Source organism: Pantoea sp. WEP, assembly GCF_041678305.1.
GTDB classification, from domain to species: Bacteria; Pseudomonadota; Gammaproteobacteria; order Enterobacterales; family Enterobacteriaceae; genus Pantoea; species Pantoea dispersa.
In genome coordinates this window covers 3,970,501-3,987,137 of record NZ_JBGNXB010000001.1, presented here as the reverse complement: position 1 = coordinate 3,987,137, position 16,637 = coordinate 3,970,501, and the positions used below count along the sequence as shown (strand labels likewise).

Genomic DNA, 16,637 nt, shown 5'->3' with positions numbered 1-16,637 from the left:
AGCTGTGATGAGAGTGATGCGGTTCTGGCGTCAGTGGATGCTGTGTTTCATGGTGATATTTTTCAGTGCTCAGGCGGCCGCCGATGGCTGGAGCAGTTACAAAAGCCGCTTTATGAGCAGCGACGGCCGCATCAGCGATACGGCCAACAACAACGTCAGCCACACCGAAGGTCAGGGCTACGGCATGCTGCTGGCGGTGGCGTATAACGATCGCGCCACCTTTGATTTGCTGTGGCAGTGGACGCGTACCCATCTGCGCAATCCGCAGAATGACCTGTTCTACTGGCGCTATACGCCGGGCGCAGCCGATCCCATCGCCGATAAGAATGATGCCTCGGACGGGGATGTGCTGATCGCCTGGGCGCTGCAGCGCGCGGCACAGAAGTGGGGCGGTGATTATCAGCAGGCGTCGGATCGCATTCAGCGCGCGGTCATCAAGCTAACGGTGATCGACTACGCCGGCCGCAAGGTCATGCTGCCGGGCGCGCAGGGCTTCAATAAAACCAGCTATGTGGTGCTTAACCCTTCCTATTTCCTGTTCGCCGCATGGCAGGAGTTTGCGCAGCACAGCCATCTGCGCGTGTGGAACACGCTGATTGATGATGGCCTTGCGCTGCTGGGCGACATGCAGTTTGGCAAAACCGGCCTGCCGCTGGACTGGGTGGCGCTGAACGCCGATGGCTCCGTCGCGCCGGCGGTCGGCTATTCCAACCGCTTCAGCTATGACGCGATTCGTATTCCGCTGAATATCTGGTGGTACGATCCGCAAAGCCTGCGGCTGGTGCCCTTCCAGCGCGTCTGGCAGGGCTACGCGCGCGACACCACGCCAGCGTGGTTTGATGTGCTGGCCAACACCCCGGCACCTTACAATATGGAAGGTGGCCTGACCGCGGTGCGCGACCTGACGCTCAACCAAACCGGCTACCTCAGCGACCGCTTAGCGCCGGAGCAAAACTATTTCTCCGCCAGCCTGCAACTGCTGACCTGGCTGGCTTATCAGGAGAAGCGATAGCCTCTCTGTGCCGGACGGGATTAACCTTCCGTCCAGCCGATCACCATCAGGCCCGCCCGCCTGGCTTCAAACCGCTGTTCCAGCGTTTCACTCGATTCCAGACCTGTCTGTATTTCATTTCATTCCTGTACTGACCGCGCAGCTATTGCGCCCGATCAAAATAAATCGCGCGAATAAGGGTTATCAGCGCACGCCATGCAACGCGTATTGAGAGGAGGCGCTATGAGCAAAGTCAGGTTTAAACGCAGTGAATTACCGCCGCTCACCGATAAGCAACAGGCGGAGCTGGATGCTTTGAGCCGGAAACAGGACAGCGACATCCAGTGTGATGATATTGCGCCGTTAGACGACAGTTTCTGGCAGGCTGCCGAACGGGGGCGTTTTTACCGCCCGGTAAAAACCCAGGCTTCGATCAGAATCGATGCGGATATTCTTGAGTGGTTGAAGGCGCCTGGCAAAGGTTATCAGACGCGCCTCAACGCGATCCTGCGAGCCGCGATGCTAAGAGAACTGCAGGGTAAATAGTATGCTTATTTAAAATCCGCATACGGTTCCAGTGGCTGTGGTGGCATATCCATGTCGCCGTTCCAGCCGGCCATTGAGTAGCGCACATACAGCAGCCCGTGGCTTGGGGTGTAATCTTTCGCCTGCTGAATATCCATGGCCAAACCCAGCGACCAGTGCGGCGTGATGCGCCGCTCTATCAACGCCTGCACGGTATAGCCGAAACCGCGTCCGGAACTGCTGTCCGATGACGGATTGCTGGCCAGCGTAAAGCCTGGATTCACCGGGTAGCGCGCCTGAGCGTCGGTGGTTGACTGTGACCACGACACCGAGCCGCCGAGTTCATACGACCAGTTTTCCGTGCGCTGACGCCAGGTCAGCGGCACCGCCAGCGAGAAGTAGTGCTGCGGGCTGTAATAGCCGCCCTGGCCAAAGGTGTAGTCGCTCAAATCTTTCTGATAGTGCCACAGCATACTGTTCAGGCCGATGGTGGCGCGCTGGTTGTCGCTATTGATCAGCTTGTAGTAATAGCCTGCCATCAGCCGTTCGCGGCTGTTATCCGCCACGTTTTCACCGCTGATTTGATGGGCGCTGAGATCGGCCCACATCCCGTGCGCGCCGCCCCGATCGTAACTCAGGCCGATGCCGCCGCCAGTCGCGACGACGCCGCCCCAGTTTTTGCCGCCGTTAGTGGCCGGATCGCGCGCGCCGGCGTAAGCCAGCAGCGAACTGGAGATCGGGCGACGTGAAGCAGTAAAGGTCACCCCGAGATCGTCGATGTCGGTCTTCCAGCTTACGCCGCCGACCCAGTTAGTGACGGTGAAACCGAGCGGCGTGGTGCCGATATCGGCTGACCAGCGATCGTTGTGCCAGCCGACGCCCAGCGCGGTGCCTTCGTCCCGCTGGGTGAAATCGCGCCGGCAGCCCCCGGCGTTGGCATCGTTACAGCTGCCGAACTGTTCACTGTGGCTGCCATCAGTGGTGGAAAATGTTCCGGCAGACACCTGTACGTGATCGACGCGCACAAAGCTGCGGCCATCGGCCAGCGGGGTTTCCGCCTGCAGCATGGTGGTATGGGCGGTAAAGTCAGAGGTGCCACCGTTGCCCTTATCGCGCGAGTAGTCCTGTTCCAGCGTCACAGTGGTGTCCTGCTGGCGATACAGGTCAGCGGCGTCGCTGCGGATGCTGCGCTTAAGCCAGTCGTCCTGGGCCTGCGTGCGCGTCAGCCGGGTATAGCGGGCGTTATCGTCTGGCAGCGCAGGGGTAATGCCGCTGGCGACCATCGCCGCGCGGTAATCCTGCTGTGCCAGCGCGGGCTGGCGCTGCTGTCTCTCCAGCCGCGCGGCATCACGCAGCACCAGCGCTTTTTCCTGTGACGGCGCGACAGCGGCGGCGCGGGTTTTCAGCGCGCTGAACAGCTGCTGCGCTTTGAGGAGATCGCCGCTGTTTTGCCAGGCGAGCGCCACGCGCCGGCCGCTGTTCAGGCTCTGCTGTGCCACGCTGTCCGGCAGGCTGTGCAACGCTGCGCGCGCTTCAGTGGTGCGCTGCAGCGCCAGCAGCGCCTCGATGCGGCCGAGCGCGGCATCGTTGTTGCTGGCGTCCTGCTGCAGCACCTGCTGATACCCGGCCAGCGCTGTTGTGGCATCGCCCCGCTCCAGCGCCCAGTCGGCCAGCGTAATGTCGCGGCGCGGCGAGGCCGGCTGCTGTTGCAGCAAGCGGATGGCGGCGGCTTCATCACCGCGGGCGCGTAGCTCCCCGGCACGCCCGAACGCCTGGTTTTGCGCCAGGCGATCCGCCAGTTCATGCATGTTGCTGTCCCAGCGGGCGGTGGGTAAACGGTGCAGCGTGGCCAGCGCGGCGGCATCGTCGTCGCCGGATGACTGCCACAGTGCCGTGGCATACAGCGCGGCTGGCTGCTGCGGCTGCTGGCGCACCATCGCGGCCATTACCGCCGCGCCTGCCTGGTTGTCACCGCTGCTGCGTAGCGCACTGGCCAGCCGCCAGGCCAGCCAGACATCATCCGGTCGCGCCTGAGCCGCCTCACGGTATTTCGCTACCGCCTGCGGCCATTGCTGCTGCTGCGCCAGCGTATCTGCGTCGGCCAGCAGGCTCTCAATACGTAAATTGCTCAGGCGCTGCTGCGCCGTGCCGTTACTGCGGTCAAGGCGCAGCGCCTGCTGCCAGTACTGTCGGGCTAACGCGCTGTTTTTACGCGCCTGCGCCACATCACCGAGGCCGATGAGCGCCCAGCTGTCATTGCTGTCGATGGCCTGCGCGCTGCGGTACTGCCGCTCAGCGCCGGACAAATCCCCCTGCTTCAGCGCCGCGTCGCCGCTGTCGATAGCCAGCCAGTAACGATTGGTCTGTAACAGGGACTGCCACTTGCCGATTTGCGTGCTGGCCTGGCCCGCCTGAATCGCTTTCTGTAGCCAGCTGATGGCGGCGGCGCGGTGACCGGCACGCGCCTGCGCCTGGCCCATGGCACCGAGCAGTTCGGCGTCGTCCGGATTGGCCTTCAGCGCCGCCTGTAATGCGCCGATTGCCGCCGCGCCGCCGCCAGCCTCGACCAGCGCCAGGCCGCGCATGCGCTGGCGGAAGGCCGGATCGGCCAGCATTTTTTGCTGACGCGCCAGCTCATCCGCTCCGCGCTGTTGCGCATCGCCGCTGGTGAACACCTGCAGATACTGCTGCAGGCTGGCAACGCTGCGCTCGCTTACCGGCTGGTTCTGGATCTGCTGCAGCCACAGTTCGGACGCGGCATCGCGGCCGCCGTCGCGGTTGGCCAGCTGACGCAGCTGGGTCATCGCCTGATCCGGCTGATTATTATCAAACGCCATGCGCGCCAGCTGTAGCTCGACGCCGATATTGCCCGGATAACGCTGCTCCAGCGCCTGTAACTGACGCCAGGCGAGCGGCTGCTGGCCCGGCAGGCGCGCCACCAGTCGCCAGTACTCCAGTTCGGTGTTTACATCGGGAAAGACGCCGTGAAACAGCGCATCCCACGCTGCTTTGGCCTCCGGCAGCCGTCCTGCGGTGGCCAGCAGCCGCGCCTGCTGCAGCTGCTGACGTCCTTCGGGGCTCATCAGGCGCAAACCTGCCGCAGATTCGCGTGTGGCTGCGTCATCCGGCGCAGCCTTTTGCAGCGCATCGAACAGCTGCTGCGCTTTGGCCTGATCGCCCTGACGCAGCGCCATACGAATGCGTGCCGCCAGCACCTGCGGGTTATCCGGATCGATTTTTTCCAGCCGGTACAGCGACTGCTGCACCAAATCGTATTTGTTGGTGGATTCGCCGGTACGAATCTGCATCAGCAGCCACGCCACCGGCGCCACCTGCGGACCGGGTGCGGCCGCCACGCTGCCGGCCAGCGCACTGGCGATCAGCAGCGCAAGCGGTAACTTATTCATCGTCATCCAGCTCAGCCAGGCGACGACGGCTCACCATGCGCATCAGGCGCCAGGCCATCAGGGCGAACAGGATCACCACCAGCACGGCACATATCGCCAGCCATACCGGATGGGTGGCCAGCAGATTCCACAGCCGCTCCCACCACGGCAGATGCCCGACAAAGTAGGTATCACCCACGCGCACGCTGTTGACGCCGGACTCCCGGACGATGCTGACGGAACCGAACATCGCCGCGCGTTTGCCGCTGTCGCGCAGCGCTGCATTCAGCAAATCCCAGCCGCGCGGGCTGTCAGCCAGCAGCGCGACCACGCTGCGCTGATCGTGGAACGGCGACTGGAAGCCAACCAGGGCGCCGATCGGACCGCGTGAACTGATGCCGGTCTGGCTTTCGGCAGTGCGCTCGCTGGCTGACAGTGGCACGTTGGGCGCGCTGCCCGGGCGCGATGGCATGTTGAGGGTGCTGCGCGTGCGATCCACCAGCAGATTGATCGCCGTGTCCGCCTGCAGATCCGGCGGAATGCTGCCGATCAACAGCAGATCGGCATCGTGGTCTTTGGCGTTGCGCCAGTCATCGCTCATCTGCACGCGCAGTGCCGGATAGCCGGTCTGGGCGCCGATCGCCCCCAGCGCGTCAAGCAGCGTACTGACTTCGCCGCTCTCCGGTTTTGCCGGCACCAGCACCAGGGTTTGCGCCAGATCGGCGAAGCGGCTGAACGGGAAGCCAGCGCTGGCAAACGCGCCGAGCGAGGGCATTTCGATGTAGTGACGATAGCCGGAGAAATCGATGCTGGAGCGATCGTCGATCACCGCATGATGCGCGACGGGGGTGACGGTTTCACAGCGGCCATCGGCAGTGCCGCCGATAAAGGTATTGGCGTAGTCAAAATCAAAGCGCAGCTGGTTTACCACACCGAGACGCAGTGCCGGAATGGTCAGCTGACGGCTGTTGTCCTGCAGGCCCTGCATCAGCGGAATGCGCATAAGCTGCTGACCCGCGCCATCTTTACTGGTCAGCGGATAATCCTGCATGAACTGGTTATTGAGATGCACCGCCAGCCGTGAGCCGTCCTGCTGCACCGGTGAGGTGTAGCGATAGATCAGGTCCATATCAATGCCGCGTGCACGCACCAGGAACAGATCCGGCGGCAGGTTGAGCGTCAGGCTAATCGGGTTGGGTTGCAGGCCATCGGCCTGCAGCTGGTTCTGATACTGCGTCAGTTCACCAAAGGTGGTGCGGCGATCGGTGCGTACCCAGTTTGGCGCATCGTACGGCTGGCGCGGGGCCAGCAGTTTCACGCTGTCGATGGTGGCGCGCTCGCCGCGCAGCAGCAGTTCACCCTGCGCAATGCCCTCTACTGCGGTGATCAGATCGTTATCGTCGCGGCCGAGAATCAGCAGCATCTTCTGATAGGGATTGTCCGGCTGGCTGACTATTTCCACGGTGGGTTTGTCCACCGGCGGCAGCGTTTGCAGGAAGTCAGGCCGGCGATCATTGGTGGCGAACACCACCGCATGCTGCCCTTCCGGCAGCTGGTTATACAGCACCGGGAAGGACTGGCCGCGCCACTGCGCCTGGCTACCGAACCACGAGGCCAGCAGGCCTGCCGCACGCTGTTGCTGCACATCCGGCTGGCCGCTGAACACCATAGGCAGCTGCAGCGGCCGGTTGTCGCGCGCGTCAAAGAATGGCTCCGGGAAATGGGAGAGATCGTTTTTCAGCGGCAGCTTCTGCAGCGTCAGGTCCAGTTTGCTCGCTTTACCGATATCCAGCCAGATGGTGCTGTTGGCCGGGTTTTCGCACACGTTGGCGTAGTGGCCGACCAGTTCCAGACGGATGCGGTTGAAATCGCTAATGTAGCGCGGGTCGATCGCCAGTTGCGTCTGGTTCTCTTTGCCGAGCTGATCGGCGGTGACGGTGACCAGTCCCACCAGTTCATCGTTGAGATACACCTTGAGCTGCGACTGCGTCGGCAGCAGCGCCGGCGAAGGCCGGTAGTTGAGCGTCAGCAGCGCGCGCGTGACCACTTCGTCGCTGCGCACGCCGAACTCAATCTGGCTGGTGGGGACAGTGCCGCGCAGCGTCATGCTACCCGGCGGCGGTGCCACCTGGGTAAACAGCAGCTGGCTATCGCGCAGCGGGGCGCTGGTATCGAGCGGTTGGTTCACGTCGGACAGCGGCGCAGAGGTTGCCGCAGGCGGTGCAGCAGGAAGCGCCGCCGGAAGTGCCGCCTGCGCCAGAGACGCCGTGCCCAGCAGCAGGGCGGTGAACCAACTCAGTTTTCTCGTCATGGTCATATCATCAGCTTAGGTAAAATCAGTGTTGAGCGTTGCCGGTCGCGGACGGACGTTGTGCGGCAACAGCGTTGCCAGCCAGTGCAGTCCGGCGGTCAGGCCACGGAACAGGCGGCGCAGCGGTGCCGGACCATACTCCGCCAGCCGCAAATAGCCTTTGAAGCCGAGCAGCATAATGTCCGCCAGGCTCTGCACCGGTTTATCCTCCGGAAAACCGTCCTGCCACAGCGCCCAGGTATCGGCGCGCGCAAAGGTGCACTGAATAAATTCGATGTGCTGGCGGGTGGAGAGCTGGTGCAGGCGGATACCCGCGCGGCGGCCAAATACGCGCTGTACCTGGCACGGGAAGCTGAACTCCTGCTGTCCGCGCCGCAGCAGCAGCGAGACGCTTTCGTTCTCGCGCAGTGCATCCGGCTCGCGCAGTTCGACGCCCACGCCGCCGTCAGAGTAGTCGCGCAGCGTGCACGGCAGCATATGACCATCGGCGCGTGCCAGCGCCGCCGGCATGGCGATCTCCACGCGGTGCGCTTCACGGATTTGACGCGCTTCCACCGACACCGCCACCGCGCCGCCGAGAATAATCATGTTGTAAACCACCCACACCAGACTGACCCAGATGGTGAGCAGCTCATTGGCCGGGCCGTGCGCCATGCGCCAGAAGCCCATGCCGATACCGGCAATGTTCAGCAGCACCAACAGCATGTAGGGTTTGGTGATCACCCAGTCGAGATGGCGCTCTTCTACCAGGCCCCCTTTGGCGGTCACGTTGAATTTGCCTTTGTGCGGATTAAACAGCGCGACGGTGGTGGGGCGGGCGATATACCAGGCGAGCACGGTTTCATACACCTCGCTCCAGAACGAGTGGCGCCAGCGCCCCTGGATGCGCGAGTTGGTCAGGCTGGTATGCACCATGTGCGGCAGCACGTAGATGGCGATGGCCAGCGCGGGCGCATAGATGATGTAGGCATGGCACAGCAGGAACGCCAGCGGCGCCAGCAGAAAGATCAGCCGGGGAATACCGGCAAGAAAGTGCAGCATGGCGTTGGCGTAACACAGCCGCTGTACCAGCTTCAGCCCTTTGCCAAACAGCGGATTATCGAGACGGAAGATCTGCACCATGCCGCGTGCCCAGCGGATGCGCTGGCCAATATGCGCTGACAGACTTTCGGTCGCCAGCCCGGCGGCCTGTGGAATGCGGATGTAGGCTGAGGTGTATCCGCGGCGGTGCAGTCGCAGCGAGGTGTGCGCATCTTCGGTAACGGTCTCTACCGCGATACCGCCAATCTCATCCAGTGCGCTGCGGCGCAGCACTGCGCAGGAGCCGCAGAAAAAGGCGGCATCCCAGGTGTCGTTACCATCCTGCACCAGACCGTAAAACAGCGAGCCTTCATTCGGCGTCTGGCGGAAGCGGCCGAGGTTGCGCTCAAACGGGTCCGGTGAGAAGAAGTGGTGCGGCGTCTGCAGCATGCCCAGCCGGTGATCTTTCAGGAACCAGCCCATGGTGAGCTGCAGGAATGAGCGTGTCGGCACATGGTCGCAGTCAAAAATCGCCACGTATTCGCTGCGGCAGGTGGTTTTCAGCGCATGGTTGATGTTGCCGGCCTTGGCGTGTTCGTGGCTGGGGCGCACCACGTAATTGACGCCCACGCTGGCGGCAAACTCGCGGAACTCCTCGCGCGTGCCGTCATCAAGAATATAGATGTTGAGTTTATCCTGCGGCCAGTCGATGCCCAGCGCAGCATAGATGGTGGGTTTGACCACGCTGAGCGGCTCGTTGTAGGTCGGCACCAGAATATCGACGCTGGGCCAGCTGGCGATCTCCGGCGGCATAGAGACCGGCTGGCGGTTGAGCGGCCACAGCGTCTGGAAATAGCCCAGCACCAGTACTGTCCACGCGTAGGTTTCCGCGCCAATCAGCAGCAGGCCAAACGTCAGGCTGAGCGGATCGTCCCAGTTAAGGGTTTCCGTATAGCGCCACCACAGATAGCGGCAGGAGATGGTGAGCGACAGCACAATCAGCATGATGGTCACCAGCCGGCCCGGCATACGGCGCACCAGCATGGCCAGCGCCCACAGCAGCAGCACAAACACAAACTGGGTGGTGATATCAAACGGCTGCGAGATGCACAGCAGCGCCAGCAGGCTGGCGGCGATCGCCACTACGATGAACAGCAACTGACGCACGCGCCGTGGCAGGCGCTGCAGCCAGCGTTCGCTGCGCTGCGGCACGCCGCTGTGTTCCAGCCGCGCCGGCAGCTGCGCCAGCCATTGATACAGCTGCTGGCGCCAGCGGAACAGCGAGCCAAAGGCGTTAAAACGTTTACGCTCGCTGCGCGCGCTGCCGTCCAGCGGCAGCATGATAAGCAGCCACAGGCTCTGGAGTGCATAGCGCACAATATCGAGCGGACGCGGGCGCAGCGGAGAGATATGCGGGAAGTAGCGCTGACGCTGCTGCAGCACGCGCCGCCACGCCGGCGTTTCCAGCCGCAGCAGCGACCAGGCGAGCACGCACCACAGAAGATGCAGCGCGACCGTTAACCGCCCGGCACCGTGCTGACGCGCCAGGTGCGCGCGCTGCTGCAATGCCTGCGAGGCCTGCGGCACCAGCAGCCAGCGCAGCGCATTCATGCGCCACCTCCGGCGACATGCAGCAGCAGCCAGTTGGCCAGCGTATTGATCTCTTCGCTGGCCAGCGCATGCGGACGCCAGGCGCCCACTGGCTGTTTCATCATCAGCGCTTCCGCCAGCGCTTCATCGCGATGAATTACCTGTGGAATCAGGTTTTTAAGCGAGCGCAGCCACAGCTGATGCAGATCCTGCTGCAGCTGGCTGTTGGCGTTGAACTGGTTAATCAGAAACAGCGTCTGCGGCGAAAAGTGCGCGCGGTGCAGGCGCAGCTGGCAGTTGGCATCCAGCGTTAACAGCTGAAGCAGCCGATCGGCGGCCGGGATGAACGCCTGCTGCCACGGCAGCAGATCCGCCGGAAGGTCGAAAATAATCCACTGATAGCGCTGTTTCAGGGCCGGCAAAGCCTTAAGCAGCGGTTGTGCAATTTCCGCTGTCGCTGCGTTTAAGGATAAGGTCTGCTGATGCGTGAGCGTGCCAGACGGCAGGAAATCCAGCCCCGGCTGATAGCGCAGCGCGCTGTGCTGCCACGGCTGGTTATCCAGCTGCGCACGCAGCCAGCCGTACGGCGTGTCGAGCGGCAGATTAAAGTGGGCCGCCAGTTGGTTGGCTGGCGAAAGGTCAATAAGCAGCACCGACTGCTGCAGCGCGTTTAGCGCCCAGCCCAGCGCAGCACTGAGTGCCGTCGCGCCACACCCGCCACGCAGCCCCTGTAAGGCGAGAACCGGCATTAGCGTGGTGACTCCGGTCCCTGCGTGCATTCCTGCAACAACGGCCAGCGCGACAGCAACTGTTGCAGACGCGCTTCACGGGCAATATCAATATAGCGAAACGCCTTCAGTGAAAAGGCGTCACTCAGGGCGTTAATATCATCCTGATCTTCGCTGCCGACAGCGATCAGTGAAAAAGCATTTTCAGTTTTCATTACTTTTTTGCCACCAAAGAAACGACAACGGATAAAGAGGGGTGATATTTTCTTGTCGCGTATAAAACCGCAGCCAGCGATTTCTGGCCCGGCAAAGTCAAACAGTCTGGCGCGTGCGCAGCTTTTTTTATTTCAGCAGTTCCAATCGTTGCCGTCTATATTAAACTAGCCTGGATTGTACAGATCGCGACGCTAATATGAAAAATCTTTATACGCTTGGCCTGCAGCAGGTACAACAGGAATTAATCGCCCTGCAGTCGCCGGGATTTTACTGGATAACCTGCCAGCGGCCCGAAGACGCACGAACGCTGTTACGTCAGGTGGTTAGCCAGCAAAAGGCGGCCACGCTGGTGAGCGCGGATGGACCCCCGCAGGCGCTGTTAACGCCCGATCCGCCCGGCGGTCCGGCACGTATTCCCTTATTTTCGCTGCCTGCCAATAAAGCCAGCCTGCAACATCTGGCCAGCGATATGGCGCGCGTAATGAATAAACGTAGCGGTCTGGTCATGTTTTATAGTCAGGCGGCGCTGTGGAGCAAATTATCCCCGGATGAACTGACCGTGTGGATAAAAGGCTTGCGCCGGGTTCTGTTAAAAAAACAAATGACGCTGCTAATGATCACCTGCGGAACCGCAATTATTCCCCTGCGAAATCATCTGCAGCGTTATTTTCGTCAGCTTGATGGTGTCGCTCATTTAGAATTTCAGCAGGATAGCTGGCAATATCGAATTAACTGGTGGTATTCCGCCGATAAATTGCTGGCCGACCGCGCTATCCGCCTGAACTGTATTGATAATCAGTTTATTGCGCAGGCTGAAGCCGCCGCGTCGCAGCCGCTGAGCCTCAATGATGAAAACCAGTTTCTGGCCCAGCAGGATGTGCTGGAAGGGGCGCCGCCGCTTTCCGCGCAGTGGCAACTGTTCAGCGATAACGAGAGCGTGTATGCGCGCGCGCAGCAGGCCAACGCCGCCACGGTCATCTTTAGCCTGGCCCATAATCAGGATGTGCCGACTCTGGCGAGCATGGTCCATGGTTTGCGGCGATCGCGCGGCAACGCGCTGAAAATCGTGGTGCGGGAACTTGGCACCAGCCTGCGCTACAGCGATGAACGTTTGCTGCTGGCGTGCGGCGTTAACAGCATTGTTCCGACGGCGGCGCCGCTGTCGCGCTTGCTGACCGCACTGGAAGGGGTGCAGGGCCAGCAGTTTACCCGCCACGTGCCGGCCGATCTGCCGGCGCTGGTGCAGGCGCTACAGCCGCTGCAGCAGAAAGGCTATTTGCCGCTGGAGCGATTCTGTGCGGCGGTACAGCAGTTGATGAACAATACGCTGCTGCCGGAAAACGACAAAGGGCTGATGGTGGCGCTGCGCCCGGTGCCGCAGCTGTCGCCGCCGCAGGTGCTGACGCTGTGTAAACCGCGTCGTTTTGGCGACCTGGTGACGCTGGTTGACGATCGGCTCTATTTATTCCTCTCTTCCTGCCGCTTTAACGACCTGGACATTGCCCTGAAATCGATATTTTCCCTGCCGCACGACGAGCTGTTTAGTAACCGCATGGTGTGGTTTGCCGACAACCAGATTTTGTCGGAGGTGAATAAAGTGCGGCAGCTGACGCCGGTGGCGCAGTTCGAACCGCTCAGGGTACCGGCCGCTGCGCAACCTGCCGCGCCGGCAGCGGCCGCGCCGCGCGGCCCTCAGGCGCCGCAGCCGATCATCATCGACCTCGGGGAGCCGCACGTATGACGCTGATGGATGGTGTGCAGGTGGCGATCCTGCTGTTACTGATTTTGCTGTTCCTGAAATCGCTGTGGCGACGCTGGCTGCCGCAGCGCAGCACCAGCCTGCTGATGCGCCTGTTACCTGCCCGCGCCCTCAAATCGGAAGGGCAGTGGCAACGCCAATCGACCAAAACGGATAAACATGGATAACACACCTTCGACGCTGCACGCGGCGCGCTGGCGCGGCCTCGGCGGCTGGAACTTTTACTTTCTGATCAAATTTGGTCTGTTGTGGTACGGCTATCTCAACTTCCATGCACTGAGTAATCTGGTGTTTCTGGCGTGGCTGCTGTTTCCGCTGCCGTCAGCGCGGCTGCATCGTCTGCGCCAGTGGGTGTCGCTGCCGATTGGCTTCGCGCTGTTCTGGCACGATACCTGGCTGCCGGGTCTGAACTCGCTGCTCAGCCAGGGCAGCCAGGTGGCGGGATTCTCGCCGGCCTATCTGCTGGATTTGCTGCAGCGCTTTATTAACTGGGAGATGATCGGCGCGGCCTTTGTGCTGCTGGTGATTTACCTGTTCGTGGCGCAGTGGATTCGCGTCACCGTGCTGGTGTCACTGGCGCTGATCTGGCTGAACGTGCTGACGCTCGCCGGCCCGGCGGTCAGCCTGCTGCCCAGCAAAGCCGCCGCACCGCCGGTGGCGCTGAATGACAAACCGGCCGCCAGCCCGGCCGCGGCGGGACTCGATCAAAGCGCGCCGCCCACCAGCGCCAACCTCACCGCGTGGCTGAATCGCTTTTACGACAGCGAACGCCAGCGCGTCACGCACTTCCCGGATGCGCTGCCCGCCGATTCGCAGCCGTTCGATATTCTGGTGATCAACATCTGTTCGCTGGCGTGGTCGGACATTGATGTGGCGCAGCTGCGTGACCATCCGCTGTGGAAGCACTTTGATATCGTGCTGAACAACTACAACTCCGCCACCGGCTACAGCGGTCCGGCCGGTATTCGCCTGCTGCGCGCCAGCTGCGGCCAGACCTCACACAGTAACCTGTATAAAGCCACCGACCAGCGCTGCTATCTGTTTGATAATCTGGCGAAGCTGGGCTTTAAGCAGCAGCTGATGATGGACCATACCGGCGTGTTTGGTAACTACCTGAAAGAGCTGCGCGAGGACGGCAACATGCAGGCGCCGCTGATGTCGCAGGCCGGGATTGCGCCGGAGCTGACGTCTTTTGATGGTTCGCCGGTGTACAACGACGGGCAGCTGATGCAGCGCTGGCTTGATGACCGCAGCAAAAGCAGCGATGCGCGCAGCGCCACCTTCTACAACCTGATTCCGCTGCACGACGGTACGCGCGAGCTGGGCAGCACCCGCACCGCCGAGTGGCAGCCGCGCGCACGGGTGCTGTTCGACCAGCTCGATACCTTCCTGACCAATCTGGAGAAGTCGGGACGCCGGGTGATGGTGCTGGTGGTGCCAGAGCACGGTGCGGCACTGCAGGGGGATAAAATGCAGATGTCCGGGCTGCGCGACATTCCGAGCCCGGGCATCACCCACGTGCCGGTTGGCATTAAATTTGTTGGCATGAAAGCGCCACATCAGGGCCAGCCGCTGACCATCGATACGCCTGTCAGCCTGCTGGCAATTTCCGAGCTGGTGTCGCGGGTGGTGGACGGTCAGGTGTTTAACGCACCGAACGTCAACATGTCGGTGCTGGCGGATAACCTGCCGCAGACGCCGGTGGTGTCGGAAAATGATAACGCCGTGGTGATGATGTATCAGGGCAAACCGTGGATTCGCCTTAACGGCGGCGACTGGGTAGCCTATCCGCAGTAAAACCTGAGCGGCAAACGGTGCGGGCTGGCGCGCACCGTTTTGTCTCTGCGCCGCTAAAGGCTGACAAAATGCTGAAACCGCGCGCAAAGCGGGGCAGTTGCGTGATTTTCGCCTTTATCCCGGCGCAAAAAAATGCTGACCTGGGATATACTTGCTGCGCATTCCGGCAACTGTCACGGCCCCCGGCGGCCAGGAGAGGTTTTGTTGCGCGTCAGTCGTTCGTTAACGATAAAGCAGATGGCCACCGTGTCCGCCGTGGCGCTGGTCACCATCTGTATTTTTATCGTCATCCAGTTATTCCATTTTGTGCAGCAGCGCAGGGTGGATTACGCCCAGCAGATGGAGAACGTCGCGCATACCGTGCGTCAGCCGCTGTCCGAAGCGGTGCTCAAAGCCGATATCCCGCAGGCCGAACGCATTCTGAATACCCTTAAGCCGGCGGGCATTCTGTCGCGCGCCGATGTGGTGCTGCCGAACGCCTTCCAGGCGCTGCACGCCGACTTCGCGCCGGAGAAACCGGTGCCACGCTTTGTCGCCCGGCTGTTCGAACTGCCGGTGCAGATTACGCTGCCGCTCTATTCGGTCGAGCGCAGCGGGCTGCCGAAGCCGATTGCCTATCTGGTGCTGCAGGCTGATTCGTCGCGCGTTTATCAGTTCCTGCTCAGCACGCTGTCCACCATGATCACCACCTATCTGCTGCTGGCGCTGATTCTGTCCGTGGCGATCAGCTGGTGTATCAACCGGCTGATCGTGCATCCGCTGCGTAATATTTCGCGTGAGCTGCAGGAGCTGCCGCCGCCCGCCATTCTCACCCATAAGCTGGCGCTGCCGCACAATCATCGCGACGATGAGATCGGCATGCTGATTCGTAGCTACAACCGCAATCAGCAGGTGCTGGAGTCGATTCACGATGAGATGAGCCGGCTGACCACCCATTTCGCGGTGACCGATTTGCCCAACCGCGCGCTGTTTCTGGCGCTGCTTGATCAGCACATCCGCCATCGCCACAGCCAGCAGCCGTGGGGGCTGATGGTGATCCGCATCGAAACCCTGCAGGAAGCCAATGGCGTCCTGAGCGATGAGCAACGCGATACGCTGATGCTGACGCTGGTGGAAAAAATCCGCAGTACCATTGATGACCATACGCTGCTGGCACAGACCGGACCGAGCGACTTTGCGCTACTGATGAAGCGTGCGCACAATCCGTTTCGCGCCATGCGGCTGGCGCGCAACCTGATGCTACGCATCAACCAGCCGGTGAACCTGTATCAGCTGCAGCTGCGCCCCAACGCCAGCATTGGTCTGGCGCTGCATGACGACAACACCGTGTCCGCTGGCGAACAGCTGGCGCGCGCCACGTCGGCGATGATGTCGGCGCGCCATCAGGGTAAAAACCAGATTCTGTTCTTTGACCCGGCGCTGACCGAGCGGGCGCAGAAGCGCTTAACTCAGGAGCACGACATCCTGCAGGGCCTGCAGGATGGCCAGTTTGCGCTCTATCTGCAGCCGCAAATCAATATGGCCACCGGCGAGCTGGCCGGCGCAGAAGCGCTGCTGCGCATGCGAATGCCGGACGGCAGCTACGGGTTATCCGAAGAGTTCATCGCCAGCGCCGAAGAGATTGGCGTCATCTCTGCGCTCGGCCGCTGGGTATTTGAAGAGGCGTGCCGCATCATCGCTGGCTGGCAGCGCCACGGCATCAATCTGCCGCTCAGCGTGAATATCTCCGCAGTACAGCTGCGCGATGCCAGCGTGGTGAGCCATCTGCAGGGGCTGCTGGAGCGCCACCGCATTGCGCCGGGTAACTTCGTGCTGGAGATCACCGAAACCGCGCAGATTGGCGATGCTGAACAGGCGATGGCGCTGCTGCGCTCGCTGCAGCAAACCGGGGTGGCGGTCGCGCTGGATGATTTCGGCATGGGCTACTCCAACCTCAACTACCTGCATCAGTTCAAAGCGCTGCCGGTCAATAAGCTAAAAATGGATCGCAGTTTTGTCGCCGCGCTGCCGGATGATGACACCATGGTGCGCATCGTGGCGGCAATTGCCGATATCATTCACCTCGACGTGATTGCCGAAGGCGTCGAAACCGCCGAGCAGCGCGACTGGCTGCTGGCGCGCGGAATTACCATTGGGCAGGGCTACTTATATGCTGAAGCCCTGCCGTTATCGGTGTTTAACCAGCGCTGGCTGGCCAGCTCGTCACCGTCTGAATAATCACCTTATTTATTGATTTTCCTTGCAGAATTGCACCGTTATGGGGTGCTGAAGCGTTTCAGTTCATAGTTAGAGTTTTGTAACTTTTGTAAGGAAT

General features: G+C 61.6%; 11 protein-coding genes. 6 read left to right on the top strand and 5 right to left on the bottom strand.

Annotated features, from left to right (window positions below; all coding sequences use genetic code 11):
- The first annotated feature begins 7 nt into the window (after nt 1-7).
- Together ABVR31_RS18575 and ABVR31_RS18570 are read left to right on the top strand one after the other, a co-directional pair.
- Entirely contained in the window at nt 8-1,012 is a 1,005-nt protein-coding gene (locus ABVR31_RS18575) for a glycosyl hydrolase family 8 (RefSeq protein WP_031279620.1), read from the top strand.
- 222 nt (nt 1,013-1,234) lie between these two features.
- Complete coding sequence (locus ABVR31_RS18570) at nt 1,235-1,537, top strand: BrnA antitoxin family protein (RefSeq protein WP_058775497.1); 303 nt, start codon at nt 1,235-1,237, stop codon at nt 1,535-1,537.
- Nucleotides 1,538-1,542: 5 nt separating this feature from the next.
- Here the strand turns inward: ABVR31_RS18570 and bcsC are convergent, their stop codons facing one another.
- From bcsC to bcsR, 5 genes are read right to left on the bottom strand one after another with little or no spacing between them, the layout of a single operon-like run.
- Nucleotides 1,543-4,923 carry a cellulose synthase complex outer membrane protein BcsC gene (gene bcsC / locus ABVR31_RS18565; RefSeq protein ID WP_372773791.1) on the bottom strand — a complete coding sequence of 1,127 codons (3,381 nt, stop codon included), beginning with the start codon at nt 4,921-4,923 and terminating at the stop codon, nt 1,543-1,545.
- Nucleotides 4,916-7,213 carry a cellulose biosynthesis cyclic di-GMP-binding regulatory protein BcsB gene (gene bcsB, locus ABVR31_RS18560; protein ID WP_372773789.1) on the bottom strand — a complete coding sequence of 766 codons (2,298 nt, stop codon included), beginning with the start codon at nt 7,211-7,213 and terminating at the stop codon, nt 4,916-4,918. Before bcsB ends, bcsC begins: the two co-directional genes overlap by 8 nt.
- A 15-nt stretch (nt 7,214-7,228) precedes the next feature.
- A complete protein-coding gene (gene bcsA / locus ABVR31_RS18555; RefSeq protein ID WP_058758087.1) occupies nt 7,229-9,844 on the bottom strand; it encodes a UDP-forming cellulose synthase catalytic subunit in 2,616 nt (871 codons plus the stop codon).
- Nucleotides 9,841-10,572 (bottom strand): cellulose biosynthesis protein BcsQ, encoded by a 732-nt coding sequence (gene bcsQ / locus ABVR31_RS18550; protein WP_058758088.1) that lies wholly within the window; start codon nt 10,570-10,572, stop codon nt 9,841-9,843. Before bcsQ ends, bcsA begins: the two co-directional genes overlap by 4 nt.
- A complete protein-coding gene (gene bcsR / locus ABVR31_RS18545) occupies nt 10,572-10,766 on the bottom strand; it encodes a cellulose biosynthesis protein BcsR (RefSeq protein WP_021507005.1) in 195 nt (64 codons plus the stop codon). Before bcsR ends, bcsQ begins: the two co-directional genes overlap by 1 nt.
- A 197-nt stretch (nt 10,767-10,963) precedes the next feature.
- Between bcsR and bcsE the strand changes: the two genes are divergently transcribed.
- The 4 genes from bcsE to hmsP all read left to right on the top strand — a co-directional run bounded on the left by bcsE (nt 10,964) and on the right by hmsP (nt 16,540).
- Nucleotides 10,964-12,508 carry a cellulose biosynthesis protein BcsE gene (gene bcsE, locus ABVR31_RS18540; protein WP_372773786.1) on the top strand — a complete coding sequence of 515 codons (1,545 nt, stop codon included), beginning with the start codon at nt 10,964-10,966 and terminating at the stop codon, nt 12,506-12,508.
- A complete protein-coding gene (gene bcsF, locus ABVR31_RS18535) occupies nt 12,505-12,693 on the top strand; it encodes a cellulose biosynthesis protein BcsF (protein WP_010617915.1) in 189 nt (62 codons plus the stop codon). Before bcsE ends, bcsF begins: the two co-directional genes overlap by 4 nt.
- Nucleotides 12,686-14,323, top strand: coding sequence for a cellulose biosynthesis protein BcsG (gene bcsG / locus ABVR31_RS18530; protein ID WP_104189219.1), 1,638 nt, complete (start codon nt 12,686-12,688; stop codon nt 14,321-14,323). Before bcsF ends, bcsG begins: the two co-directional genes overlap by 8 nt.
- A 204-nt stretch (nt 14,324-14,527) precedes the next feature.
- Nucleotides 14,528-16,540: a biofilm formation regulator HmsP gene (gene hmsP, locus ABVR31_RS18525; RefSeq protein ID WP_021507002.1), complete on the top strand. Its 2,013-nt coding sequence runs from the start codon at nt 14,528-14,530 to the stop codon at nt 16,538-16,540.
- Nucleotides 16,541-16,637 lie beyond the last annotated feature (97 nt).